Raw genomic sequence first — 22,548 nt, forward strand, 5'->3', positions numbered from 1 at the left:
CTATTTAACGATTGGATCAGAACATGACCAGGCAACAGCAAGTGGTGATTGTCGGCGGTGGAGTGATTGGTTTGCTGACGGCCTTCAATCTCGCGTCCGAAGTGCAAAGCGTTGTGCTGCTGGATCGCTCGAACGTAGGCCAGGAGTCGTCCTGGGCGGGTGGCGGCATCGTTTCGCCGCTTTACCCGTGGCGCTACAGTCCGGCAGTCACCGCGTTGGCTCACTGGTCCCAAGACTTTTATCCACAACTGGGCGAGCGCTTGTTTGCCGCCACCGGCGTTGATCCTGAAGTGCACACCACCGGTCTTTACTGGCTGGATCTGGATGACGAGGCTGAAGCGCTGGCATGGGCCGCCCGGGAAAATCGTCCGTTGAGTGCGGTGGATATTTCGGCAGCCCACGACGCCGTGCCGGTGCTGGGCAGCGGTTTTTCCCGGGCGATCTACATGGCCGACGTCGCCAACGTGCGTAATCCGCGACTGGTGAAGTCACTCAAGGCCGCGTTGCTGGCGCTGCCGAACGTGACGATCCATGAGCAGTGCGAAGTCAGCGGGTTTGTTCGTGACGGCAACAAAGTGGTCGGCGTGCAGACCGCCACAGGTGCTGTCCTGGGCGATCAAGTGGTCCTGACGGCGGGGGCCTGGAGTGGCGATTTGCTCAAGCGTCTGGATCTGACGTTGCCGGTCGAACCGGTGAAAGGGCAGATGATTCTCTACAAGTGTGCGGCGGATTTCCTGCCGAGCATGGTCCTGGCCAAGGGCCGTTATGCGATTCCCCGGCGCGACGGGCACATTCTGATCGGCAGTACGCTGGAGCATGAAGGCTTTGACAAGACGCCGACCGGGGCGGCACTGGAAAGCCTGAAGGCGTCCGCGGTGGAATTGATCCCGGCGCTGGCCGAGGCCGAAGTGGTGGGGCATTGGGCCGGATTGCGCCCGGGGTCACCCGAGGGCATTCCTTATATCGGCCCGGTACCGGGGTTTGACGGGCTCTGGCTCAACTGCGGGCATTACCGTAACGGGCTGGTGTTGGCGCCAGCGTCATGCCAGTTGTTTGCCGATGTGATGCTGGGTCGGGCGCCGATTATCGATCCGGCGCCTTATGCGCCTGCCGGGCGGCTTTGACTGCGGGACAGTTGTCGTTTGTCAGATCGCCATCGTCGGATCGCCGCCCGGATCAAGCTCGCTCCCACAGGGTCATTGGTGAACACAACAACTGCGAACACCTCAGAACCATTGTGGGAGCGAGCTTGATCCGGGCGGCGATCCGACGATGGGGGCCTCAATCCAGTCCCAACTTCTTCAGTCGGTAACGCATCGACCTGAATGACAGATTCAACCGCTGAGCCGCCGCCGTGCGGTTCCAGCGGGTTTCCTCCAGGGCCTGGAGCAGCAGTTGGCGTTCGACGTTTTCCAGGTAGGTTTCCAGATTGTCGATCCGGGTCAGGTCCGGCACGCCACCTTCAGCCCCACAGTTGCCTTCAGCCAGGCGCAGGTCGCCGGCTTCGATCTGATTGTTCTCGCACAAGGTGTGCGCCCGTTCGAGCATGTTTTCCAGTTCCCGCACATTGCCCGGGAAGCGATAGCTTTTCAGCGCATCGAGGGCCTGGGGGTGGAGTCTCGCTGCAGGTTGACCGGTATCGGCGGCCAGGCGCTTGAGTATGTGGCTGGCCAGTATTTCGATGTCATCGCGACGCTCGCGCAAGGGTGGCACCGGGAGTTCGATCACGTTCAAACGGTAGTAAAGATCATGACGAAAGCGTCCGGCGGCGACCTCGGCGCCAAGGTCCTTGTGCGTGGCGCAGAGAATGCGCACATCCACCGCCACTTCCTGCTGCCCGCCGACGCTACGTACGGCTTTCTCCTGAATCGCGCGCAGCAGTTTGACTTGCATGGCCAACGGCAGGTCAGCCACTTCGTCGAGGAGCAGGGTGCCGCCGTGAGCTGTCTGGAACAGACCGGGTTTGTCTTCGATGGCGCCGCTGAAACTGCCTTTGCGATGGCCGAAAAACTCACTCTCCAACAGTTCCGAAGGAATCGCCGCGCAGTTGATCGCAATGAACGGCTGATTGGCGCGAGGGCTTTGATCATGGATCAGGCGCGCGACCAACTCCTTGCCGCTGCCGGATTCTCCGCTGATGTATACCGTCGCATGGCTGCTGGCCAGTTTGGTGATCTGTTTGCGCAGGTTGCGCATGGGCAATGAGTCACCCAGCAAGCAGCGATCGATGCCAGCCCCGCGGGCAGGAACCAGCAGGGCGCTGGTGACCAGTTCACGCAGGCGCGTAAGGTCCACCGGTTTGGTCAGGAAGTCGAATGCGCCGGCCTTGAGCACATTGACCGCGGTTTCGAGGCTGGCATAGGCGGTGATCATCGCCACCTGGACCTGAGGGTGGCTTTGCTGGATGTGCTGCACCAACTCCAGGCCGGTACCGTCCGGCAACTGCATGTCGGTCAGGCATAGATCGAAGGTTTCGCGTTTCAGCAGGGATTGCGCTTCGCCGACGTTGCGGGCGTTGAACGTCTCCAGTCTCATCCTTCCCAGGGTGATTTCCAGGAGTTCGCGAATGTCCGGCTCGTCATCGACGATCAAGACTTTTTGTCGTGGTCTCATGTTCAACGTGGGCTCCGTCCGTGAGCATAGGTCATGCAAAAGCAGCCGCCTTCCTGGCGTGCCTTGAAGTCTAGGCGGGACAGAGTGCTTTCGTCCGGCTGGCCGGACCGATAAAGCCCCAGGCCCTTGATATAGGGGGCTGGGGCTTCATTATCGAGTATTTCCAGTGATTTCAGGTCGAGCCGTAGCGGCGACATTTGCTCGCGGTACAACAAGTGGAGGACGTTTTCGATTACCCGGTTCATTCGCAGAGAGTGATCTTGAATAATCTGCGTCAGACGTCGATCGACGCCTTTCAGTTCCTTGGGTGCGTGCGATAGTCCTCAATCGGCCGTCATTTCGGGTGACGTATCAGCGGCCTCTGGAACCCTTGTCTTGCTCGAGATGAGCCTGGCTGCAATACCATTGTTGGTCGTGACTCAGCGCGCGGTCACGGGGTAGGTGAACGCCGCAATGGGCACAACGGACCATGGGCGCCGCTTCCCGTTCGGCAGGGGGCTTGGGGGTGGATGCCTGCCCCTTGAACTTGCGCCAGAACCATACTGCAGCGGCAATCAGGGCAACCCAGAACAATAAACGAAGCATGGTGTGCTGCTTTTTGATAGATGAAGCGGCAGTTTAGCCAAGGACCTGACAGCCGCACAGTGTAATAAAGCGCTGAAATAAAAAAGGGAGACTCGAAAGTCTCCCTTTTTGCACAACCCGAGGTGTCAGTCGAACACGCCGAAAGTCATGTAGCTGAACCACGAGCGGTCGCTGTTGTTGCCTTGCGCTTCGTGATTTTCTTCTTCGACCGCGTCGCCATTGTCGTCTTTAGGCTTGAGCTCGGCCGGGATTGCGTCCTTGGCGTCCTGGAATTGCCTCTGGACGTCCTGGTTGGCGCGGGTTTCACCCGGTGGCAGCGGCGGACGCGACTCGATCAGGCCCAGAGTCGCCTTGCTCAGCCACGAACGGTTGTCGGCTTCGGCCACGGTCGGCACGAACTGACCGTCCACCAGCGTCGGGTGGTTCGGGTAGTTGAGCTTCAGGGTTTCCAGGCTGGTAGCCGCCAGTTCGTCCAGATGCAGGCGCTGGTAGGCCTCGGTCATCACCGCCAGGCCGTCGCCGACCGAAGGGGTTTCCTGGAAGTTTTCCACCACGTAACGACCGCGGTTCGCGGCGGCGACATAGGCCTGGCGGGTCAGGTAGTAGTCGGCCACGTGAATTTCGTAGGCCGCCAGCAGGTTGCGCAGATAAATCATGCGCTGCTTGGCGTCTGGCGCGTAGCGGCTGTTCGGGAAGCGGCTGGTCAGCTGGGCGAACTCGTTATAGGAGTCGCGGGCGGCGCCCGGGTCACGCTTGGTCATGTCCAGTGGCAGGAAGCGCGCCAGCAGGCCGACGTCCTGATCGAAAGAAGTCAGGCCCTTGAGGTAGTAGGCGTAATCGACGTTCGGATGCTGTGGGTGCAGACGAATGAAGCGTTCCGCAGCGGACTTGGCCGCTTCTGGCTCGGTGTTCTTGTAGTTGGCGTAGATGAGTTCGAGTTGCGCCTGGTCGGCATAGCGACCGAACGGATAACGCGATTCCAGAGCCTTCAGCTTGGCGATGGCACTGGTGTAGCTACTGTTGTCCAGGTCGTTTTGAGCCTGTTGGTACAGCTCGACTTCACTGAGGTTTTCGTCTACGACTTCCTTCGATGAGCAAGCAGCGGTCAATGCGAGGATGGCGATCAGCAGCAGGTGTTTCACTTGCATGGCGGCTTGCGTCCCTATGACGGCCGCTGTCTTGGGCGTGGCCGTCCTGTTATGATGAACGCCCCGTTGAATAGCCTCGGGGCAAAAGACGCCGTATTTAACCACAAGCGCGCAGCCGAAACCAAAGGCTGTGCCGACGCCTAGTCTGAGCATGTCCGATAAAATTGAACTTCGCGCAGAGGTGCCGTCCGAATTGGGCGGCCAACGCCTCGATCAAGTCGCCGCACAATTATTCGCTGAGCACTCGCGCTCGCGCCTTTCCGCCTGGATCAAAGACGGCCGCCTGACTGTGGATGGGGCGGTTATCCGCCCGCGAGACATCGTCCATGGCGGCGCCATCCTTGAGTTGACTGCCGAGCAGGAAGCTCAGGGCGAATGGGTCGCTCAAGACATTGCCCTGGACATCGTCTACGAAGACGACGACATCCTGGTGATCAACAAACCTGCGGGCCTGGTGGTACACCCGGCTGCCGGTCATGCCGATGGCACCCTGCTCAACGCCTTGCTGCACCACGTGCCGGACATCATCAATGTGCCGCGCGCCGGTATCGTGCATCGCCTGGACAAGGACACCACCGGTCTGATGGTGGTGGCCAAGACCATTCAAGCGCAGACGCAGTTGGTGACACAGTTGCAGAGCCGCAGCGTCAGCCGGATCTACGAGTGCATCGTGATCGGTGTGGTGACAGCCGGAGGCAAGATCAATGCGCCGATCGGTCGTCACGGCCAGCAGCGCCAGCGCATGGCCGTGATGGAAGGTGGCAAGCAGGCCGTCAGCCATTACCGCGTGCTCGAGCGTTTCCGCTCCCACACCCATGTGCGGGTGAAGCTGGAAACCGGTCGTACGCACCAGATTCGCGTACACATGGCGCACATCAACTACCCGTTGGTCGGAGATCCCGCCTACGGTGGTCGTTTCCGTATTCCGCCGGCCGCCAACCCAACCATGGTCGAATCCCTGAAAAGCTTCCCGCGTCAGGCGCTGCATGCGCGTTTCCTGGAGCTGGATCATCCGACCACCGGTCAGCGCATGAGCTGGGAATCGCCGTTGCCGGAAGATTTCGTCTGGCTGCTGACCCTGCTCAAGCAAGACCGCGAGGCGTTCATCGGATGAGTGACTGGCTGATTCCTGACTGGCCCGCGCCGGCCGGGGTCAAAGCCTGCGTGACCACCCGTGCGGGCGGCGTCAGTGTGGCGCCGTTCGACAGCCTCAACCTCGGCGATCACGTCGACGACAGCCCTGAAGCTGTTGCCGAGAATCGCCGTCGTCTTACCGATCATTTCTCCATTCAACCGGCCTGGCTGCAGCAGGTCCACGGCATTGTCGTGGCCCATGCTGATCCTGACCGGGTGGATACGGCTGATGCCAGTTGGACATCAACTCCGGGCGTCGCCTGCGCTGCGATGACCGCCGATTGCCTGCCTGCGCTGTTTTGCGACCGTGCCGGTACCCGTGTCGCTGCGGCCCATGCTGGTTGGCGCGGGCTGGCGGCGGGCGTGCTGGAAGCCACCCTCGACAGTCTGGCGGTACCGCCTGCCGAGGTATTGGTCTGGCTTGGCCCGGCCATCGGCCCGCAAGCCTTTGAAGTCGGCCCTGAAGTGCGCGAAACCTTCGTGCAGCAGTTGCCGCAAGCAGCAGAGGCCTTTGTACCGAGCCAAAACCCCGGCAAGTTCATGGCCGACATCTATAGGCTTGCGCGTCTGCGTCTGGCGGCTCGCGGGGTTACTGCGGTCTACGGCGGCGGGTTCTGCACAGTCACCGATCCGCGCTTCTTCTCTTACCGGCGAAATCCTCGTACCGGTCGATTTGCTTCCTTGATCTGGCTCGAACGCTAGACTTCCCTGACCTGCATCAACGTTCCGACGCTTGAAACTCCCAGAATCGACCACATCTATTGTGCTATCTGGCAGGTTTCTTCATTCAGGATGTTTTATCGGTCCGGCCTGCTCAATAGGAAGGTGACCCATGCGTATAGACCGTTTAACCAGCAAATTGCAGTTAGCGTTGTCCGATGCCCAATCCCTGGCTGTCGGCCACGATCATCCGGCCATCGAGCCTGCGCACTTGATGCAAGCCTTGCTCGAACAGCAGGGCGGCTCGATCAAGCCCCTGCTGATGCAGGTGGGCTTCGACGTCAACAGCCTGCGTAAAGAGTTGACCAAAGAGCTCGACCAGCTACCGAAAATCCAGAACCCGACCGGCGACGTGAACATGTCGCAGGATCTGGCGCGCCTGCTCAATCAGGCCGATCGTCTGGCCCAGCAGAAGGGCGACCAGTTCATCTCCAGCGAACTGGTGCTGCTCGCCGCCATGGACGAGAACAGCAAGCTCGGAAAACTGTTGCTCGGTCAGGGCGTGAGCAAGAAAGCCCTGGAAAACGCGATCAACAACCTGCGTGGTGGCGAGGCCGTCAATGACCCGAACCACGAGGAAGCGCGGCAGGCGCTGGATAAATACACCGTCGACCTGACCAAGCGCGCCGAAGACGGCAAGCTCGATCCGGTGATCGGCCGAGACGATGAAATTCGCCGGACCATCCAGGTCCTGCAGCGCCGTACCAAGAACAACCCGGTGCTGATCGGTGAGCCAGGCGTGGGTAAAACCGCCATCGCCGAAGGCCTGGCCCAGCGCATCATCAATGGTGAAGTGCCGGACGGCCTCAAGGGCAAGCGCCTGTTGTCCCTGGACATGGGGGCGCTGATTGCCGGTGCCAAGTATCGCGGTGAGTTCGAAGAGCGGCTAAAGGCCTTGCTCAATGAACTGTCGAAGCAGGAAGGGCAGATCATCCTGTTCATCGACGAGTTGCATACCATGGTCGGCGCCGGTAAAGGCGAAGGCTCGATGGATGCGGGCAACATGCTCAAGCCGGCCCTGGCCCGTGGTGAGCTGCACTGCGTGGGCGCCACCACGCTCAACGAGTACCGCCAATACATAGAGAAGGACGCCGCTCTCGAGCGACGTTTCCAGAAAGTGCTGGTGGACGAGCCGAGCGAAGAAGACACCATCGCCATCCTGCGTGGCCTCAAAGAGCGTTATGAGGTTCACCACAAGGTGGCGATCACTGACGGCGCGATCATTGCCGCGGCCAAGCTCAGCCATCGCTACATCACTGACCGGCAGTTGCCGGACAAGGCCATCGACCTGATCGACGAGGCCGCCAGCCGCATCCGCATGGAAATCGACTCCAAGCCGGAAGTGCTGGACCGTCTGGAGCGCCGCCTGATTCAGCTGAAGGTGGAATCCCAGGCGCTGAAGAAAGAAAGCGACGACGCGGCGAAGAAGCGTCTGGAAAAATTGCAGGAAGAAATCGCTCGGCATGAGCGTGAGTACTCCGATCTCGAAGAAATCTGGAACTCGGAAAAAGCCGAGGTTCAGGGTTCTGCGCAAATCCAGCAGAAGATCGAACAGTCCCGCCAGGAACTGGAAGCCGCTCGCCGTAAAGGCGACCTGAACCGCATGGCGGAGTTGCAGTACGGGGTGATCCCGGATCTGGAACGCAGCCTGCAAATGGTCGACCAGCATGGCAAACCCGAAAACCAGTTGCTGCGCAGCAAGGTGACTGAAGAGGAGATCGCCGAAGTCGTGTCGAAGTGGACCGGTATCCCGGTGTCGAAGATGCTCGAAGGCGAGCGCGAAAAACTGATGAAGATGGAAAGCCTGTTGCACCAGCGTGTGATCGGCCAGGACGAAGCGGTTGTGGCGGTTTCCAACGCGGTGCGGCGTTCCCGCGCCGGGTTGTCCGACCCGAACCGGCCAAGCGGCTCGTTCATGTTCCTCGGCCCGACCGGTGTCGGTAAAACCGAGCTGTGCAAGGCGTTGGCCGAGTTCCTCTTCGATACTGAAGAGGCGATGGTGCGGATCGACATGTCCGAGTTCATGGAGAAACATTCCGTGGCTCGCTTGATCGGTGCGCCACCAGGCTACGTGGGCTACGAAGAGGGCGGTTACCTGACCGAGGCGGTGCGTCGCAAGCCGTATTCGGTGATCCTCATGGACGAAGTCGAGAAGGCGCACCCGGATGTGTTCAACATCTTGCTGCAAGTGCTCGAGGATGGTCGTCTGACCGACAGCCATGGCCGCACGGTGGACTTCAAGAACACCGTGATTGTCATGACGTCCAACCTGGGGTCGGTACAGATCCAGGAACTGGTCGGTGACCGTGAGGCGCAGCGCGCGGCGGTGATGGATGCGATTTCCACCCACTTCCGGCCGGAGTTCATCAACCGGGTCGATGAAGTGGTGATCTTCGAGCCGTTGGCTCGGGATCAGATCGCCGGCATTACCGAGATTCAGCTGGGCCGTCTGCGCAGCCGCCTGACCGAGCGCGAGCTGAAGCTTGAGCTCAGCCCTGAGGCGATGGACAAGCTGATCGCGGTCGGTTACGACCCGGTGTACGGCGCACGGCCACTCAAGCGCGCTATCCAGCGCTGGATCGAGAACCCGCTGGCGCAGCTGATCCTGTCCGGTCGATTCATGCCGGGCGATACCGCTCACGGCGTGGTGGAAAACGACGAAATCGTCTTCGTCTGATCCATAACGGCGGCAAAATTGAAAAGGCCTCGCATAACGAGGCCTTTTTTTCGTTAGGCTGTTGAACTCAAAGGAAAAGGCTTGTAAAGTGCGCCCCGCAGTCAGTCACCCGCCAGGGTTTCCGCTCCCCAAGCAGGAATCCAAAATAAGTTGCAAATCATTAACTTGAAAGCAATTTAGGGGGTTGACAGAGGTGCTGAAGATTGTAGAATAGCGCGCCTCAGACACACGAACGCAGCGATGCGAACGGGTTGAAGAGAACGCAGTAAAGCTTCAATGTTGTAAATTGAAATGTGTAGTTCCGTGATAGCTCAGTCGGTAGAGCAAATGACTGTTAATCATTGGGTCCCAGGTTCGAGTCCTGGTCACGGAGCCAATTTCAAACCGGGGTATAGCGCAGTCCGGTAGCGCGCCTGCTTTGGGAGCAGGATGTCAGGAGTTCGAATCCCCTTACCCCGACCATTTTTGGGTCGTTAGCTCAGTTGGTAGAGCAGTTGGCTTTTAACCAATTGGTCGTAGGTTCGAATCCCACACGACCCACCATTTTTGAAACCAGGTAACACTGGAATCGAATCTCAAGATCAGACGCCAAAAGCTCTGTTCGCAGAAGGCGCCTCTTAAAGGTGCCTTTTTTTTACCGGGGTATAGCGCAGTCCGGTAGCGCGCCTGCTTTGGGAGCAGGATGTCAGGAGTTCGAATCCCCTTACCCCGACCATATTAAAAATCCTCGTATCGAAAGATACGGGGATTTTTTTTGTCTGCGAAAATCTTGGACGTGTCGCAAAACCCTGTGGGAGCGAGCTTGCTCGCGATGACGGTGTATCAGGCGACATTGATATCGACTGAAAGGACGCCATCGTCGGAACGCCGCCCGGAGCAAGCTCGCTCCCACAGTTTTATATCAGTGCAGCTTCAGCCGTGGCTCAGTCCCGCGCCCGATCTTGCTGCCCAGCATCAGCATCGCCGTGCGGAACGGCCCGTACAGCGCCATCTGGTGCATGCGGTACAGCGACACGTAGAACATCCGCGCCAGCCAGCCTTCGAGCATCACGCTGCCGGTGAGGTTGCCCATCAAGTTACCCACAGCCGAAAAACGCGACAGCGAGATCAGCGAGCCGTAGTCGGTGTACTTGTACTCCGGCAGTGCCTTGCCTTCGATGCGCAGTTTCAGCGATTTGGCCAGCAACGAAGCCTGTTGGTGCGCGGCCTGCGCCCGTGGCGGTACATTGCGATCGGTGCCCGGCTGCGGGCAGGCCGCGCAGTCGCCGAAGGCGAAGATGTTCTCGTCGCGGGTGGTTTGCAGGGTCGGCAGCACTTGCAGCTGGTTGATGCGATTGGTTTCCAGACCGTCGATGTCCTTGAGGAAACCCGGCGCCCGAATCCCGGCGGCCCAGACCTTGAGGCTGGCATTGATCACTTTGCCGTCGGCGGTGATCAGGCTATCGGCGGTCACTTCACTGACGGCCGCATTGGTCATGACGTTGACCCCGAGTTTCTCCAGGGTTTTATGCACAGGGCCGCCGATCCGTTCCGGCAGCGCCGGCAGCACCCGTGGTCCGGCTTCGATCAGGGTGATGTGCATGTTTTCCGGTTTGATCCGGTCCAGACCATAGGCCGCCAATTCATGGGCGGCGTTGTGCAGTTCAGCGGCCAGTTCGACCCCGGTGGCACCGGCGCCGACGATGGCCACGCTGATTTGCTCGACTTTGTCGGTCTGACCGGCGTGGGCGCGCAAGTAGTGATTGAGCAGTTGCTGGTGGAAACGCTCGGCCTGTTTACGAGTGTCGAGGAACAGGCAGTGTTGCGCCGCGCCCTGGGTGCCGAAATCGTTGGTGGTGCTGCCGACGGAGATCACCAGCGAGTCGTAAGGCACTTCACGGGCCGGCACCAGCTCCACACCGGCTTCGTCATAGGTGGCGGCCAGCTGGATTTTCTTCTGCGCACGATCGAGCCCGCTCATGCGCCCCAGCTGGAACTCGAAGTGGTTCCATTTGGCCTGGGCGACATAGTTGAGTTCATCTTCGGAAGAGTTCAGGGAACCGGCCGCCACTTCGTGCAACAACGGTTTCCAGATGTGGGTCAGGTTCGCGTCGACCAGCATCACGCTGGCTATGCCGCGCTTGCCCAGAGTCTTACCCAGACGGGTAGCCAACTCCAGACCGCCGGCGCCGCCGCCGACAATGACAATACGATGGGACATGGGGATAACTCGCAAGGCTAAAGGAAATCGGTACGGTTACCCAAGCGAGCGCAAGGCGGCTCATAGCGTCAGGTAACTGATAAGTCGGCTCAACAAGCCCAGACCAATGGTCACTGCCAAGACCAGTACAAGGAGCATCCACGGCCGGAAAGGCCGGCGCTCGACTTGGTGCTGGGACAACTGCAGGTACTCTTCGACATGCTTTTGGTCGTCGGGGTTCAGGCGGCTGGTCATATCGGGCCTCGTCAGGGGTAGACGTTGCTGAATGTGTGGAAGCTACAGGGAAATTATTCAGCTGTGAACGAAGCTTAGCTGCTGACCGGGGAAAGGCTCGAGGCTCACAGGCTGATCCCGACGTCGAACACAATGCTGCGTCCCAGGTTGCTGCGCAGGAAATCCGGCGCATCCGGGTGAGCGAACAGCACGCGGGCGAAGGTCGGCCCGACCAGCGACAGCGAACGCCAGCCCTGGCGCAGGTATTCGGTCGGTGGCGGGAAATGGCTGTTGAGGTCCAGCACTTCGCGTTTGAGGCTGGCGAAGGCAATGATGTCCAACTCACCCAGATCCATGCCGCGCTCTTTGTAGTTGTGCGCTTTTTTGCGCAAGGTCGGCGCCAATCGCAGCAAGAACTCGTTGGCGGGGATACGTCGTGGCTTGGCCTCGCGGCGCACCAGTTGGCTCAGGGAAAACGCGCTGCGCCGGCGTTGCAGTTCGTCGCGCCATTCATCGTTGAGGCGCCGGCCCTCGTCGAGCACGAAGAACACCTCGAAACTGGCATCGCGAAACAACACATCCGGCGGCTCCCCTGCGGGGGCGAACTCATCGGCGCGATAGGGAATGTTCAAGCCTTGCAGCAGGCGCTGGCACACCCAACGCTCACGCTCCCATTTGCGGGCGTTGGACAGGAACGCGTTGGCTTGCTCGGCCGCGATGGTCAGCAGGCGTAAATAATCTGAGTCATCCATAGGCCCAAGCTTAGCGTTCAAATGTGATCGCAAAGAAGACAATTTGTCGCAGAGGCTCGATACCTCCCGTTCCCATGCCCGTTTCAGGGCTCTGCACAAAACGGATAGTGATCTGCGCGCACTGGCTATTGCCACATATCGGGCGCCTCTACCCTCGGCTGTACGGACGTAAGCCGTGATACCGACGCTCTAAAAAAACAACAACAAGAGATATATGCCATGCGCAAGATCGACGTACATGAGGTTATCGACAACGCTCGTTTCAACCGCTTTCACTGGATGGTGCTGTTCTGGTGTGCCCTGATCATCATCTTCGACGGTTACGATCTGGTGATCTACGGCGTGGTCTTGCCGATGCTGATGAAAGAGTGGGGGCTCAGTCCTTTGCAAGCGGGTGCACTGGGCAGCTATGCACTGTTCGGCATGATGTTTGGCGCGCTGTTCTTCGGTCCGCTGTCGGACAGAATCGGCCGCAAGAAGGCCATCACGATCTGCGTGATGCTTTTCAGTGGCTTCACCGTGCTCAATGGTTTCGCCCGCAACCCCACCGAGTTCGGCCTCTGTCGCTTCATTGCCGGGCTCGGCATTGGCGGCGTGATGCCTAACGTCGTGGCGCTGATGAACGAGTACGCGCCGAAAAAAATCCGCAGCACGCTGGTCGCGATCATGTTCAGCGGTTACTCGGTGGGCGGCATGCTGTCCGCCGGGCTGGGCATTGTGCTGATCCCGATTTTTGGATGGCAGTCGGTGTTTTACGTGGCGGTCCTGCCGTTGCTGTTGTTGCCGCTGATCATGTATTTCCTGCCCGAATCGGTGGGCTTCATGTTGCGTCAGGGGCGCAATGAAGAGGCGCGCAATATTCTCCAGCGGATTGATCCGGCCTACGTCTCGCAAGCGTCCGATCAATTGCACATGACCGAAGTGAAAGGCACGGGCACTCCGGTGTTGCAGTTGTTCCGTGAAGGCCGTGCGCTACGCACGCTGATGCTGTGGCTGGCGTTTTTCTGCTGTCTGTTGATGGTGTACGCGCTGAGTTCCTGGCTGCCGAAACTGATGGCCAACGCCGGTTACAGCCTGGGTTCGAGCCTGTCGTTCCTGCTGGTGCTGAACTTCGGGGCGATCTTCGGCGCGGTTGGTGGCGGGGTGCTGGGCGACAAACTCAATCTGCCGAAAGTGCTGTCGGTGTTTTTCGCCATGGCGGCGGTGTCGATCACTCTGTTGGGCTTCAACAGCCCGATGCCGGTGTTGTACCTGCTGATCGCCATTGCGGGTGCCACCACCATTGGCTCGCAGATTCTCTTGTACGCCTGCGCTGCGCAGTTTTATTCAATGACGATTCGTTCTACCGGCCTGGGCTGGGCGTCGGGCATCGGGCGCAACGGGGCCATCGTCGGTCCGCTGCTGGGTGGTGCCTTGCTCGGGATCAGCTTGCCCCTGCAACTGAACTTCATGGCGTTTGCTTTGCCCGGTGCGGTGGCGGCCCTGGCCATGACCGTGTTCGCCATCAGCAGCCGACGCAGCGCTGCCGGCCTCAACCCAGCGTTGTCAGCGACCGGTGCCTGAATCATGAAAGCGTTTTTCCAGGACTTCTCGTTGTCAGCCGCCGTGGCTGGATTCATCGCCACGGTGATTTCCTATGCGGGCCCGTTGGTGATCATCTTTCAGGCGGCCGAAGCGGCGCATCTTTCGCGGGAAGTGTTGTCGTCCTGGATCTGGGCGATCTCCATTGGCAGCGCCGTGCTCGGTATCGGTTTGAGCCTGCGCTACCGCGTTCCGGTGATCATCGCCTGGTCGGCGCCTGGCTCGGCATTGCTGGTGACGCTGTTGCCGGACATCTCCCTGGCAGAGGCGGTGGGGGCTTATCTGGTCAGCAGCCTGATCATTTTCGTGGTTGGCATCTCGGGGGCTTTCGACCGGATCATCAGCAAGCTGCCCGCCGCCATCGCGGCGGCGATGCTGGCGGGGATCCTGTTCAGTTTCGGCACCGGGTTGTTCGTGTCGATGCAGCACAAGCCGTTGCTGGTCCTTGCAATGTTTGCCTGCTACCTGATCTGCAAGCGTGTGATGCCGCGTTATGCGGTGATGATGGTGCTGCTGGTGGGCTGTTCGATTGCCGCGTTCACCGGTGATTTGCATTGTGAAGCGCTGGTGATCGGTCTGGCCACGCCGATGTGGATCACGCCCGAGTTCAGCCTGGGCGCGATCCTGAACATCGCCTTGCCGCTGGTGATGGTGGCGCTGACCGGTCAGTTCGTGCCCGGCATGGCGGTGCTGCGCGCCAGCGGATATCCAACGCCGGCGAGCCCGATCATCGCCAGTAGCGCGCTGGGCACGGCATTGCTGGCGCCGTTTGGTTGCCATGGACTGAATCTGGCGGCGATCACCGCGGCGATCTGCACCGGTCGCGAAGCCCACGAAGATCCTCGCAAGCGCTACGTGGCCGGGGTCGTCGGCGGCCTTTGCTACCTGCTGTTGGGGATCTTTGGCGCCACGCTGGTCTCGCTGTTTTCAGCGTTCCCCAAAGAGTTGATCGCGGCGCTGGCCGGGCTGGCCCTGTTTGCCGCCATTGCCGGTGCGTTGACGGGAGCGATGGCGGTGCCGAGCGATCGTGAAGCCGCGCTGGTGACCTTTCTGGTCACGGCTTCTGGCATGTCGTTGTTCGGTTTGTCCGCGGCGTTCTGGGGGCTGATTTTCGGCATGGTCACCCATGTGCTGTTGAGCGCCCGTCGTTCCGTTCCCCGTCGCAAATCCACTGCAACTGAAGTCCTTCAACCAGTCGATCAATAACAATAAGAGAAAAACGATGAAACAGATTCTCCCAACAACCGGTTCAGCGTTGTCCCTGGCTGTCGTCTCGAGTTTTTCCACGGGCACGATGGCGGCTGAAACCGGCTTTGTCGAAGACGCCACCGCGACGTTGCAAGCGCGCAATTACTACTTCAGCCGCGACTATTCCGACATCGTCGGTGCCAATCAGCAATCGAAGGCTGAAGAGTGGGCCCAGGGTTTCATTCTCAATGTGAAGTCAGGTTACACCCAAGGCACCGTCGGCTTTGGTGTGGATGTCATCGGCTTGCTCGGCCTCAAGCTCGACAGCGCCCCGGACCGGGTCAATACCGGTTTGCTGCCGGTGCAGGGCGACGGCCGCGCGGCGAACGATTACAGCCGTCTGGAAGGCGCGTTGAAGATGCGTTACTCAAAGACCGAGCTGAAAGTCGGTGAGTTGCAACCCAATTTGCCGGTGCTGGTGTTCAGCGATATTCGTTTGCTGCCGCCGAGTTATCAGGGCGTAAGCATCACCTCCAACGAGATCAATGGCCTGACCCTGCAGGGCGGTCACTTGAGTTCGACCAGCCTGCGCAACGAGGCCGGCGACGAAAAGATGCAAGCCATGCTCGGTCATGTGCCGCAGCGCCAGGTCAGCAGTGACGGTTTCAACTTTGCCGGCGCCGATTATGCCTTCAACGACAAACGCAGCTCGGTCAGTGCCTGGTACGGGCAACTGGAAGACATCTATAACCAGCGCTTTCTGGGCCTCAAGCACAGCGAACCGGTGGGCGACTGGATCCTCGGCGCCAATCTCGGTTACTTCGATTCCCGCGAGGATGGCAAAAAGCTGTTGGGCAATATCGACAACCAGGCGTTCTTCTCGTTGCTGTCGGCCAAGCGTGGCGGTCATACGTTTTACGTCGGCTATCAGGGCATGTTCGGTGACAGTGCGTTCCCACGGGTGTTTGCCAACATCTCGCCGCTGGGCAACGAAGTGCCGACCTACGAGTTCGCCTTCACCGATGAACGTTCCTGGCAGGCGCGCTACGACTACGACTTCGCGGCGCTCGGCGTACCGGGGCTGACCAGTACCGTGCGCTACATCAGCGGCAACAATGTCGATACCGGAAAGGGTTTCGAAGGCAAGGATCGCGAGCGTGACCTGGACATCGGCTATGTGTTGCAGAGCGGCAGCCTCAAAGGTTTGGGCATTCGCGTGCGCAATGCGATGGCGCGCTCAAACTACCGCAGTGATATCGACGAGAACCGCTTGATCCTCAGCTACACGTGGACCGTGCTATGAGCCATTGATCACAGGTTGCTGGTGCAATCACCCATGACGTTGTAGGTCACGCGGTGGGTCTGGCCCTGATGATCGACATACACCATGGTCGCCGGTACAACCCCGCACGCGGTCGCGGTGTCCGACACAGAAACCACCTTGGCGATGTCCAGTGGCTGCGCCGGGTTGTACAGGACTGCGAGGGGCTCGTTGTCAGCGGCCATGGCTGAGGTGGCGATGACGGTCAGCAACAGGCTGATCAACGTTTTCATGTTGGCGTGCTCCGTGTCGGTTCTGATGTCTGAATTTTAGTCTTTGCCACCGACGGATAAAGGGGCGAACGGCGGATGCAGCCTTACATAAAACGTAACAGTCATCGCCCGAGGGGGGCTTATGGATGTGCTTAACAACTTGCGCGTGTTCATCCGGGTGGTGGACTGCGCCAGTTTCACCGGGGCTGCCGATGCGCTGGATCTGTCGACCGCGCAGGTATCCCGATTGGTGGCGGATCTGGAGGAACATGTACAGGCGCGTCTGCTGCAACGCACCACGCGGCGCTTGAGCCTGACCGACGCCGGCGAGCGCTTCCTGCTGCGCAGCCGGCAAATCGTCGAAGCCATGGATGAGGCGACGGCCGAGGCCCGTGGCGCTCATATCAAGCCGGCCGGACGCCTGCGGGTGCACAGCATGAACGGCCTGGGTGTGCTGCTCACGCCGTTGATCGCCCGCTACAGCGAGCTTTATCCCGATGTGGTGTTCGAGCTGACCTTGTCGCAGCGCAATCCCGAGCCCCTGGAGGAGGGGCACGATGTGGTGATTTCGATCGCTCCGGAACTTGCCGACTCGCAAATGGTTGCGCAGGCCGTCGGGCAGATCTACAGCGTGCCCTGTGCCTCCCCGGCTTACTTGCACCGCCGGGGCGTGCCGCAGCAGCCGCTGGCGCTGAGCGATCATCAATGTCTGCGCATGCTCGACCCCTTGTACGGCGATCAATGGCTTTTCCAGGATGAGCACGGCGAGCACACCGTCAGCCCGGCCAAGACATTTCAGTGCAATGTTGCCGAGTCGATGGTCAAGGCTTCGGAGGCGGGTATGGGCATCAGCCTGCTGCCGTTCTACACCGCGACGCGGCCCTTGAGCGACGGCACTTTGCTGCGCGTGTTACCTGCATGGCGCCTGCGCGAACGCAATGTGTATGCGCTGTATCCTTCGCGACGCTTTCTCGATGCCAAGGTCCGCACCTGGGTGGACTTTCTCAAGTCCGAGCTACCGAAGCTGTTCGCCGAACATGACGCGGTGATGAACGATCCGCGGCATTGGGCTTGAAGTCGAAGGGCAGGCGAGCGGCGGTGTAGACTGAGTGTCTGTTGTTCTTCGCCTGGGAGACGCGCGTAGCCATGATCGGTGCAGAGTTGCTGTCATCGCAAACCCTTGCGGTCGGCTGGCTGATCTATGTGCCGGTGTTGATCTGGGCGATCTGTCGCGCGCCGTGGGTTGAGCTGTTCACCGACAGCCGTCGTCAGCATCTGCTGTTTGGAACGGTGTTTGCGCTGTTTCTGTTGTGGTTGGTGCGGCGGGACTTCGATACCGGCGTGTCTTATCACTTTATTGGCATGACGGCGGTGACCCTGCTGCTGGACTGGCCGCTGGCGCTGGTTGGCGGCCTGGTGGCGCAAACGGGGCTGGTGTTGCTCGGTCGACAGGACCTGGTGGCGGTCGGAGTCAATGGCGCGCTGTTGATTGCGCTGCCGGTGCTGGTCACCGAGTGCTGCGCCATTCTGGTGGAGCGCGCGCAGCCGCGAAATCCCTTCGTGTATATCTTCGTTTCCGGATTCTTTGCCGCCGCGCTGTCGGCGTTGCTATGCCTGCTGCTGGCGCTTTGGTTGTTATGGTTCGACGAGCGTTTTGCCATGCCGTACTGGCTGGAGGATTTTGTCGGATATCTGTGGCTGATCATTTTTCCCGAAGCGTTTATCAACGGCATGATCGTCAGTGCGCTGGTGGTGTTTTGTCCGGAATGGCTGGAGACGTTCAACCGCACCCGTTACCTCTCGGCACCCTGGAAAGACGACGATCCCAAGCCTTGATGCGGATCAAAGCCTGAAATCGCCGCGGTCGGAATCAATGACGCGGGTCGAAGTCGCCGCTGAACATCTCGTCCTCGGCATCGGGAGGCACTGGAATCTTGTGCTCTTCGGACGCCCAGGCGCCCAGGTCGATCAGTTTGCAGCGGTCGGAGCAGAATGGCCGGAATTTGCTCTCGGCGGTCCATTCCACGGGGGCGCCACAGGTTGGGCATTCGACAGTTGTTGGTTGGCTCATGACTGGCCTCCACGCAAAGAAAGATAAAAGTGATGCAGGCGTTCGACCTCGCTGTGCAGCCAGGCAAGGTCGCGGTCATTGACCACGACGTCGTCGGCATGGCTCACGCGATCCTGGCGGCTGGACTGGGCCTTGAGGATCGCCTGGACTTGCTGTTCGCTGGTCTGGTCACGTTGCAGGGTGCGTTCGATCTGCAATTGTTCGGGGGCATCGATCACCAGCACCCGTTGGGTCATGGCGTATTGCCCGGACTCGATCAGCAGTGGCGAAACCAGAATCGCATAAGGCGATTTTGCCAGCGCCAGGTGGTGAGCGATCTCCTCGCCGATCAGCGGATGCAGGAGGGCCTCCAGCCAGCGGCGTTCTTCAGGCACTTCGAAGATCAGTTTGCGTAGCGCGGCGCGGTCCAGTTGCCCGTCGGCCTGCAACACGCGGGGGCCGAAGTGCTCGGCGATTTGTGCCAATGCCGGACGGCCGGGTTCCACTACCCAGCGAGCGGCATGATCGGCGTCGACCACATGCACGCCCAGATCGATGAAGTGTTGGGCGGCCGCGCTTTTTCCGCTGCCGATGCCGCCGGTCAGGCCGAGAATCCAGGGTTTTTCCACAGGGCTATTCATTTCAAACCGACAGACTGCCAATAGAGGTCGGTTATTTGACCACCCCAGAGCAACGCAATCCAGCCGGCAATGGCCAGATAGGGACCGAAAGGGATTGGCGTCGAGGTTTTTGCATGGCGCCAGCGCAGCAGCATCAGCCCGATAATGGCACCCACCAGCGAGGACAGCAGGATGGTCAGCGGCAAAATCTGCCAGCCACCCCAAGCGCCCAGCATCGCCAGCAGCTTGAAATCTCCGTAGCCCATGCCGTCCTTGCCCGTGATCAGCTTGAACAGCCAGAACACCGACCACAGCAGGCTGTAACCGGCGATCGCTCCCCAAAGCGCCTCGTGCAACGACACGAACAGGCCGAAACTGTTGACGATCAACCCCAGCCATATCAACGGCAGCACCAGTACGTCCGGCAATATCTGATGTTCGGCGTCGATCAGGCTCATCGCCAGTAAACCCCAGCTCAGGATCAGCATCAGGCCGGCCGGCCAACCGAAGCCGAAGTGCCAGGCAACAAACGCCGACAACAGCCCGCAGGCCAGTTCGGTCAACGGATAGCGCGGGCTGATTGCTGCCGCACAGGCTGAACAGCGGCCGCGCAAAAACACATAACTGAGCAGCGGGATGTTTTCCCAGGCGCGGATTCGGTGACCGCAGTGCGGGCACTGGGAGTGGGGCAGCAACAGGTTGTAGGTCGGTAGTGGCGTTTCGCCAGGCAGCCCGAGAATGTCATGGGCCTGCTCACGCCAGTCGCGTTCGAGCATTTTCGGCAGGCGCCAGATCACGACATTGAGGAAGCTGCCGACCAGCAGGCCAATGAGGCCTGCGAGAAGGACAAAGGCCAGCGCAGAGTGAATCAGAATTTCATTCAAGGGCATGTCAGATCGCTGAGCCAAGTTGGAAGATGGGCAGGTACATGGCAACTACCAGTCCACCGACGATAACACCCAGCACCACCATGATGAACGGCTCCATCAGGCTGGTGAGGTTATCGACCATGTTATCGACGTTGTCTTCGTAGAACCCCGCGACTTTGTCGAGCATGGCGTCCAGGGTGCCAGACTCTTCGCCGATGGCAGTCATTTGTATCGCCATGTTCGGAAAGACGCCGCAGGTACGCATGGCGAAATGCAATTGCATGCCGGTCGAGATGTCCTGCCGGATGCGCAATACCGCGCGCTTGAACACGACATTGCCGGTCGCGCCGGCCACTGATTCCAGGGCCTCCACCAGCGGCACGCCGGCAGCGAAAGTGGTCGACAGTGTACGGGCGAACCGGGCCACGGCGGACTTGTGCATCAGGGTGCCCACCAGCGGCAGTTTCAGCAGCCAGGTGTCCATCCGGTCACGCAATGCCTTGGATGTCCTGAGGGCGTGGCGCACGCCGAAGGCCATGGTGATCAGCGCGCCAAGGACCACCCACCACCAGGCCTGCATGAATTGCGACAGGCCAATGACCATCACGGTGAAGGCCGGCAGTTCGGCGCCAAAGCCTTTGAACACGGATTCGAACTGCGGCACGACATTGACCAGCAGAATCCCGGTGACAATCGCCGCGACGAACACCACCACCAGCGGGTAGGTCATGGCTTTCCTGATCCTGGCCTTGAGGCTTTCGCTTTTTTCCTTGTAGGTCGCGACCCGCTCCAAAAGGGTGTCGAGGGCACCGGCCTGCTCGCCGGCATCCACCAGGTTGCAATACAGCTCATCGAAATACCGGGGCTTCTTGCGCAGGGCGGCGGCGAAGCTGCTGCCTGCCGCAACTTCCTGTTTCAGTTCATCCACCAGCTTGCGCATGGCCGGATTGTCGAAGCCTTCGCCGATGATGTCGAACGACTGCAGCAACGGCACGCCGGCCTTCATCATCGTTGCCATTTGCCGGGTGAACAGGGCAATGTCATGGGCCTTGATGCGCTTGCCCATGTTGAAAACCGAAGGGTTTTTTTTGCGGACCTTACCCGGACTGATGCCTTGCTTGCGCAGTTTCGCCTTGATCAGCGCCGGGTTTTGAGCGCTGAGCTCGCCGGTCACTTTTGTGCCTTTGCGGTCGATGCCTTCCCATGCATACACGCTGATTTTCGCTGCCTTGACCGCCATGTTCAGTCCTGGGTAATCCGGTTGAGTTGCTCTTATAGCCTAGTCAAACGACGGAGCCAAACCAGCAAGGGTGAGGTGACAAAAAACGTCAGATAGTGCTGATACTGGTAATACGAAAGGGCTTTGCGGTCGCCATGCCCCCTGCCAACAGGGGCTTCTGGCCTTGGCACAGGCTGTGCTGCCATGGGGCAGGTCATGAGCCTTCGACTCATGCATGGAGCTTGTACATGAACAATCAGAAAGGTTTTACCCTGATCGAGTTGCTCGTTGTGGTGGCGATCATCGGAATCCTGGCAACACTGGGTCTGCCGATGTATTCCAAATACCAGGCTCGGGCCAAAGTCACGGCGGCGCTGGCCGAACTGACTGCAATGAAAGTGCCGTTCGAGGATGTGATCAGTCAGGGGGAAACACCGACAATTGCCAACGTGGCGCCCGCCGGCGCGACATCGACTAACCACTGCGCCCTGTCTGTGACGGCTTCAACTGCGGAGGGGGCGGGATCAATCGTTTGTACGTTGCAGAATGCCCCGGGGGTGGTCCTGGGCAAAACCGTCACCCTGACACGGGACGAAACCAAAGGCTGGTCATGTAAGAGCAGCGTTTCCCAGGACTACTTGCCTAAAGGGTGTTCCGGTTCTGCGGCATGAATAGCTGAATCAAATCCCCGCCATTGCGGGGTTTTTCCTGTTTGTCGAACCGTCGTCAAAAGCTACAGAGAATGCTCGAAAATTCAGGGTATTAGGAACTTTCCAGAAACCCGCAACTTGCATGCAGCGTTTCTGCGTCTCGTGCATTTTGCATGATTCCGAAAATTGGCGGATTTCATAATTGGTTGATTTATAAGGTTTTGTTCTCTGCTTTAAAGTTGGCATAGCGTTCGCAATAACCCAGGTAACCCTGCCGACATGGCACCCGGCAGACTTTTCCGAAAAACAGGAGTTACTCGTATGAAGAAGTTCGCTATCACTGCCGCTGCTGCTACCGCGTTGACCCTGACCATGGCCAGCGCAGCGTTTGCTCAAACCACCCAGGCAACCCAGTCGCCGATGGTGCTGGCTGCCGGTGAAATGACCAAAGCGAAAGAAGCTACTTCCGATACCTGGATCACCACCAAAGTCAAAGCCGACCTGATGACCGAAAAAGGCATTCCAGGTAGCGATATCAAGGTTGAAACCAACGAAGGCGTGGTATCGCTGTCGTCGACCACCGCCGTGACCGATTCGCAAAAAGAAATGGCTGTGGCCATCACCAAGAAAATCAAAGGCGTCAAGGCGGTTTCCGCTGACGGCTTGAAAGCCGAGTAAGGCAAGGCTTTTCGCCCGGATCGGGGCCAAACGAAGGTTGGCCACCACAGGCCTCGCGCATTTTTGCCGGGGCCTGCTCTATATGCAGCGCTTAAAATCATTGTGGGAGCAAGCCCGC

The 22,548-nt window shown here is 59.6% G+C and carries 22 protein-coding genes, 4 tRNA genes and 1 pseudogene; 15 read left to right on the forward strand and 12 right to left on the reverse strand.

The genetic code is table 11. The features are described from left to right. The first annotated feature begins 23 nt into the window (after positions 1 to 23). Positions 24 to 1,124 carry a glycine oxidase ThiO gene (thiO, locus tag AC1DRN_RS19750; RefSeq protein ID WP_477786781.1) on the forward strand — a complete coding sequence of 367 codons (1,101 nt, stop codon included), beginning with the start codon at positions 24 to 26 and terminating at the stop codon, positions 1,122 to 1,124. A gap of 157 nt (positions 1,125 to 1,281) precedes the next feature. Here the strand turns inward: thiO and AC1DRN_RS19755 are convergent, their stop codons facing one another. The 4 genes and pseudogenes from AC1DRN_RS19755 to AC1DRN_RS19770 all read right to left on the reverse strand — a co-directional run bounded on the left by AC1DRN_RS19755 (position 1,282) and on the right by AC1DRN_RS19770 (position 4,346). Further along, positions 1,282 to 2,613, reverse strand: a complete 1,332-nt coding sequence (locus AC1DRN_RS19755) for a sigma-54-dependent transcriptional regulator (RefSeq protein WP_223463685.1) — start codon at positions 2,611 to 2,613, stop codon at positions 1,282 to 1,284. Between the two features lie 2 nt (positions 2,614 to 2,615). Further along, positions 2,616 to 2,918 (reverse strand): annotated as a pseudogene (locus AC1DRN_RS19760) (hypothetical protein); the annotation flags it as partial. A 46-nt stretch (positions 2,919 to 2,964) separates the two neighbouring features. Further along, the gene (locus AC1DRN_RS19765; protein ID WP_223463684.1) at positions 2,965 to 3,198 is read right to left on the reverse strand and encodes a PP0621 family protein; all 234 of its coding nucleotides are present in this window, start codon (positions 3,196 to 3,198) and stop codon (positions 2,965 to 2,967) included. 125 nt (positions 3,199 to 3,323) lie between these two features. After that, positions 3,324 to 4,346, reverse strand: coding sequence for an outer membrane protein assembly factor BamD (locus AC1DRN_RS19770; RefSeq protein WP_223463683.1), 1,023 nt, complete (start codon positions 4,344 to 4,346; stop codon positions 3,324 to 3,326). 151 nt (positions 4,347 to 4,497) lie between these two features. Here AC1DRN_RS19770 and rluD point away from each other — a divergent pair, with 151 nt between their 5' ends. From rluD to AC1DRN_RS19805, 7 genes are all read left to right on the forward strand, one after another. Then, positions 4,498 to 5,460, forward strand: coding sequence for a 23S rRNA pseudouridine(1911/1915/1917) synthase RluD (gene rluD / locus AC1DRN_RS19775; protein WP_223463682.1), 963 nt, complete (start codon positions 4,498 to 4,500; stop codon positions 5,458 to 5,460). Then, entirely contained in the window at positions 5,457 to 6,182 is a 726-nt protein-coding gene (pgeF, locus tag AC1DRN_RS19780; protein WP_223463681.1) for a peptidoglycan editing factor PgeF, read from the forward strand. The genes rluD and pgeF overlap by 4 nt, the downstream gene beginning before the upstream one ends. 130 nt (positions 6,183 to 6,312) lie before the next feature. Next, positions 6,313 to 8,877: an ATP-dependent chaperone ClpB gene (gene clpB / locus AC1DRN_RS19785; RefSeq protein ID WP_223463680.1), complete on the forward strand. Its 2,565-nt coding sequence runs from the start codon at positions 6,313 to 6,315 to the stop codon at positions 8,875 to 8,877. A 300-nt stretch (positions 8,878 to 9,177) separates the two neighbouring features. Beyond that, positions 9,178 to 9,253 (forward strand) — tRNA-Asn (locus AC1DRN_RS19790). Positions 9,254 to 9,262: 9 nt separating this feature from the next. Continuing rightward, a tRNA-Pro gene (locus AC1DRN_RS19795) sits at positions 9,263 to 9,339 on the forward strand. A 5-nt stretch (positions 9,340 to 9,344) separates the two neighbouring features. Continuing rightward, positions 9,345 to 9,420 (forward strand) — tRNA-Lys (locus tag AC1DRN_RS19800). 95 nt (positions 9,421 to 9,515) lie between these two features. Then, positions 9,516 to 9,592 (forward strand) — tRNA-Pro (locus tag AC1DRN_RS19805). A 186-nt stretch (positions 9,593 to 9,778) separates the two neighbouring features. On the opposite strand, the gene AC1DRN_RS19810 is transcribed toward AC1DRN_RS19805, so the two are convergent. The 3 genes from AC1DRN_RS19810 to AC1DRN_RS19820 form a co-directional block, all read right to left on the reverse strand. Continuing rightward, complete coding sequence (locus AC1DRN_RS19810; RefSeq protein ID WP_223463679.1) at positions 9,779 to 11,077, reverse strand: NAD(P)/FAD-dependent oxidoreductase; 1,299 nt, start codon at positions 11,075 to 11,077, stop codon at positions 9,779 to 9,781. Positions 11,078 to 11,137: 60 nt separating this feature from the next. Next, positions 11,138 to 11,311: a DUF3094 domain-containing protein gene (locus AC1DRN_RS19815; protein ID WP_007970531.1), complete on the reverse strand. Its 174-nt coding sequence runs from the start codon at positions 11,309 to 11,311 to the stop codon at positions 11,138 to 11,140. Positions 11,312 to 11,415: 104 nt separating this feature from the next. After that, entirely contained in the window at positions 11,416 to 12,042 is a 627-nt protein-coding gene (locus AC1DRN_RS19820) for a DUF1780 domain-containing protein (RefSeq protein ID WP_007970534.1), read from the reverse strand. A gap of 219 nt (positions 12,043 to 12,261) precedes the next feature. Between AC1DRN_RS19820 and AC1DRN_RS19825 the strand changes: the two genes are divergently transcribed. The 3 genes from AC1DRN_RS19825 to AC1DRN_RS19835 are packed head-to-tail and all read left to right on the forward strand — an operon-like array spanning position 12,262 to position 16,114. Beyond that, positions 12,262 to 13,605: an aromatic acid/H+ symport family MFS transporter gene (locus tag AC1DRN_RS19825; RefSeq protein ID WP_223463678.1), complete on the forward strand. Its 1,344-nt coding sequence runs from the start codon at positions 12,262 to 12,264 to the stop codon at positions 13,603 to 13,605. A gap of 3 nt (positions 13,606 to 13,608) precedes the next feature. Continuing rightward, positions 13,609 to 14,829 (forward strand): benzoate/H(+) symporter BenE family transporter, encoded by a 1,221-nt coding sequence (locus AC1DRN_RS19830; protein ID WP_223463677.1) that lies wholly within the window; start codon positions 13,609 to 13,611, stop codon positions 14,827 to 14,829. A 16-nt stretch (positions 14,830 to 14,845) separates the two neighbouring features. Continuing rightward, the gene (locus tag AC1DRN_RS19835) at positions 14,846 to 16,114 is read left to right on the forward strand and encodes an OprD family porin (RefSeq protein WP_223463676.1); all 1,269 of its coding nucleotides are present in this window, start codon (positions 14,846 to 14,848) and stop codon (positions 16,112 to 16,114) included. A gap of 8 nt (positions 16,115 to 16,122) precedes the next feature. Here the strand turns inward: AC1DRN_RS19835 and AC1DRN_RS19840 are convergent, their stop codons facing one another. Then, the gene (locus tag AC1DRN_RS19840; protein ID WP_223463675.1) at positions 16,123 to 16,365 is read right to left on the reverse strand and encodes a DUF2790 domain-containing protein; all 243 of its coding nucleotides are present in this window, start codon (positions 16,363 to 16,365) and stop codon (positions 16,123 to 16,125) included. A gap of 121 nt (positions 16,366 to 16,486) precedes the next feature. On the opposite strand from AC1DRN_RS19840, the gene AC1DRN_RS19845 reads away from it, so the two are divergent. Further along, positions 16,487 to 17,419 carry a LysR family transcriptional regulator gene (locus AC1DRN_RS19845; protein ID WP_223463674.1) on the forward strand — a complete coding sequence of 311 codons (933 nt, stop codon included), beginning with the start codon at positions 16,487 to 16,489 and terminating at the stop codon, positions 17,417 to 17,419. Between the two features lie 71 nt (positions 17,420 to 17,490). Next, a complete protein-coding gene (locus AC1DRN_RS19850) occupies positions 17,491 to 18,180 on the forward strand; it encodes an energy-coupling factor ABC transporter permease (RefSeq protein WP_223463686.1) in 690 nt (229 codons plus the stop codon). Between the two features lie 34 nt (positions 18,181 to 18,214). On the opposite strand, the gene yacG is transcribed toward AC1DRN_RS19850, so the two are convergent. From yacG to AC1DRN_RS19870, 4 genes are read right to left on the reverse strand one after another with little or no spacing between them, the layout of a single operon-like run. Beyond that, a complete protein-coding gene (yacG, locus tag AC1DRN_RS19855; RefSeq protein WP_218432541.1) occupies positions 18,215 to 18,415 on the reverse strand; it encodes a DNA gyrase inhibitor YacG in 201 nt (66 codons plus the stop codon). Further along, on the reverse strand, positions 18,412 to 19,035 hold the full coding sequence (gene coaE, locus AC1DRN_RS19860) for a dephospho-CoA kinase (protein ID WP_223463673.1): 624 nt from the start codon (positions 19,033 to 19,035) through the stop codon (positions 18,412 to 18,414). Before coaE ends, yacG begins: the two co-directional genes overlap by 4 nt. Beyond that, complete coding sequence (locus AC1DRN_RS19865; protein WP_223463672.1) at positions 19,032 to 19,904, reverse strand: prepilin peptidase; 873 nt, start codon at positions 19,902 to 19,904, stop codon at positions 19,032 to 19,034. The genes coaE and AC1DRN_RS19865 overlap by 4 nt, the downstream gene beginning before the upstream one ends. A gap of 1 nt (position 19,905) precedes the next feature. After that, positions 19,906 to 21,123 carry a type II secretion system F family protein gene (locus tag AC1DRN_RS19870; protein ID WP_223463671.1) on the reverse strand — a complete coding sequence of 406 codons (1,218 nt, stop codon included), beginning with the start codon at positions 21,121 to 21,123 and terminating at the stop codon, positions 19,906 to 19,908. A gap of 227 nt (positions 21,124 to 21,350) precedes the next feature. Between AC1DRN_RS19870 and AC1DRN_RS19875 the strand changes: the two genes are divergently transcribed. Both AC1DRN_RS19875 and AC1DRN_RS19880 read left to right on the forward strand, forming a co-directional pair. Then, positions 21,351 to 21,773, forward strand: a complete 423-nt coding sequence (locus tag AC1DRN_RS19875) for a pilin (protein WP_223463670.1) — start codon at positions 21,351 to 21,353, stop codon at positions 21,771 to 21,773. A 300-nt stretch (positions 21,774 to 22,073) separates the two neighbouring features. Continuing rightward, entirely contained in the window at positions 22,074 to 22,430 is a 357-nt protein-coding gene (locus tag AC1DRN_RS19880; protein WP_223463669.1) for a BON domain-containing protein, read from the forward strand. The last annotated feature ends 118 nt before the right edge of the window (positions 22,431 to 22,548 follow it).

This window comes from Pseudomonas sp. P5_B3 (genome assembly GCF_056400405.1).

Coding starts and splice junctions, on each gene's coding strand:
- thiO (WP_477786781.1), top strand. CDS start 24: ATGACCAGGCAACAGCAAGTGGTGATTGTCGGCGGTGGAGTGATTGGT.
- AC1DRN_RS19755 (WP_223463685.1), bottom strand. CDS start 2,613: ATGAGACCACGACAAAAAGTCTTGATCGTCGATGACGAGCCGGACATT.
- AC1DRN_RS19765 (WP_223463684.1), bottom strand. CDS start 3,198: ATGCTTCGTTTATTGTTCTGGGTTGCCCTGATTGCCGCTGCAGTATGG.
- AC1DRN_RS19770 (WP_223463683.1), bottom strand. CDS start 4,346: ATGCAAGTGAAACACCTGCTGCTGATCGCCATCCTCGCATTGACCGCT.
- rluD (WP_223463682.1), top strand. CDS start 4,498: ATGTCCGATAAAATTGAACTTCGCGCAGAGGTGCCGTCCGAATTGGGC.
- pgeF (WP_223463681.1), top strand. CDS start 5,457: ATGAGTGACTGGCTGATTCCTGACTGGCCCGCGCCGGCCGGGGTCAAA.
- clpB (WP_223463680.1), top strand. CDS start 6,313: ATGCGTATAGACCGTTTAACCAGCAAATTGCAGTTAGCGTTGTCCGAT.
- AC1DRN_RS19810 (WP_223463679.1), bottom strand. CDS start 11,077: ATGTCCCATCGTATTGTCATTGTCGGCGGCGGCGCCGGCGGTCTGGAG.
- AC1DRN_RS19815 (WP_007970531.1), bottom strand. CDS start 11,311: ATGACCAGCCGCCTGAACCCCGACGACCAAAAGCATGTCGAAGAGTAC.
- AC1DRN_RS19820 (WP_007970534.1), bottom strand. CDS start 12,042: ATGGATGACTCAGATTATTTACGCCTGCTGACCATCGCGGCCGAGCAA.
- AC1DRN_RS19825 (WP_223463678.1), top strand. CDS start 12,262: ATGCGCAAGATCGACGTACATGAGGTTATCGACAACGCTCGTTTCAAC.
- AC1DRN_RS19830 (WP_223463677.1), top strand. CDS start 13,609: ATGAAAGCGTTTTTCCAGGACTTCTCGTTGTCAGCCGCCGTGGCTGGA.
- AC1DRN_RS19835 (WP_223463676.1), top strand. CDS start 14,846: ATGAAACAGATTCTCCCAACAACCGGTTCAGCGTTGTCCCTGGCTGTC.
- AC1DRN_RS19840 (WP_223463675.1), bottom strand. CDS start 16,365: ATGAAAACGTTGATCAGCCTGTTGCTGACCGTCATCGCCACCTCAGCC.
- AC1DRN_RS19845 (WP_223463674.1), top strand. CDS start 16,487: ATGGATGTGCTTAACAACTTGCGCGTGTTCATCCGGGTGGTGGACTGC.
- AC1DRN_RS19850 (WP_223463686.1), top strand. CDS start 17,491: ATGATCGGTGCAGAGTTGCTGTCATCGCAAACCCTTGCGGTCGGCTGG.
- yacG (WP_218432541.1), bottom strand. CDS start 18,415: ATGAGCCAACCAACAACTGTCGAATGCCCAACCTGTGGCGCCCCCGTG.
- coaE (WP_223463673.1), bottom strand. CDS start 19,035: ATGAATAGCCCTGTGGAAAAACCCTGGATTCTCGGCCTGACCGGCGGC.
- AC1DRN_RS19865 (WP_223463672.1), bottom strand. CDS start 19,904: ATGCCCTTGAATGAAATTCTGATTCACTCTGCGCTGGCCTTTGTCCTT.
- AC1DRN_RS19870 (WP_223463671.1), bottom strand. CDS start 21,123: ATGGCGGTCAAGGCAGCGAAAATCAGCGTGTATGCATGGGAAGGCATC.
- AC1DRN_RS19875 (WP_223463670.1), top strand. CDS start 21,351: ATGAACAATCAGAAAGGTTTTACCCTGATCGAGTTGCTCGTTGTGGTG.
- AC1DRN_RS19880 (WP_223463669.1), top strand. CDS start 22,074: ATGAAGAAGTTCGCTATCACTGCCGCTGCTGCTACCGCGTTGACCCTG.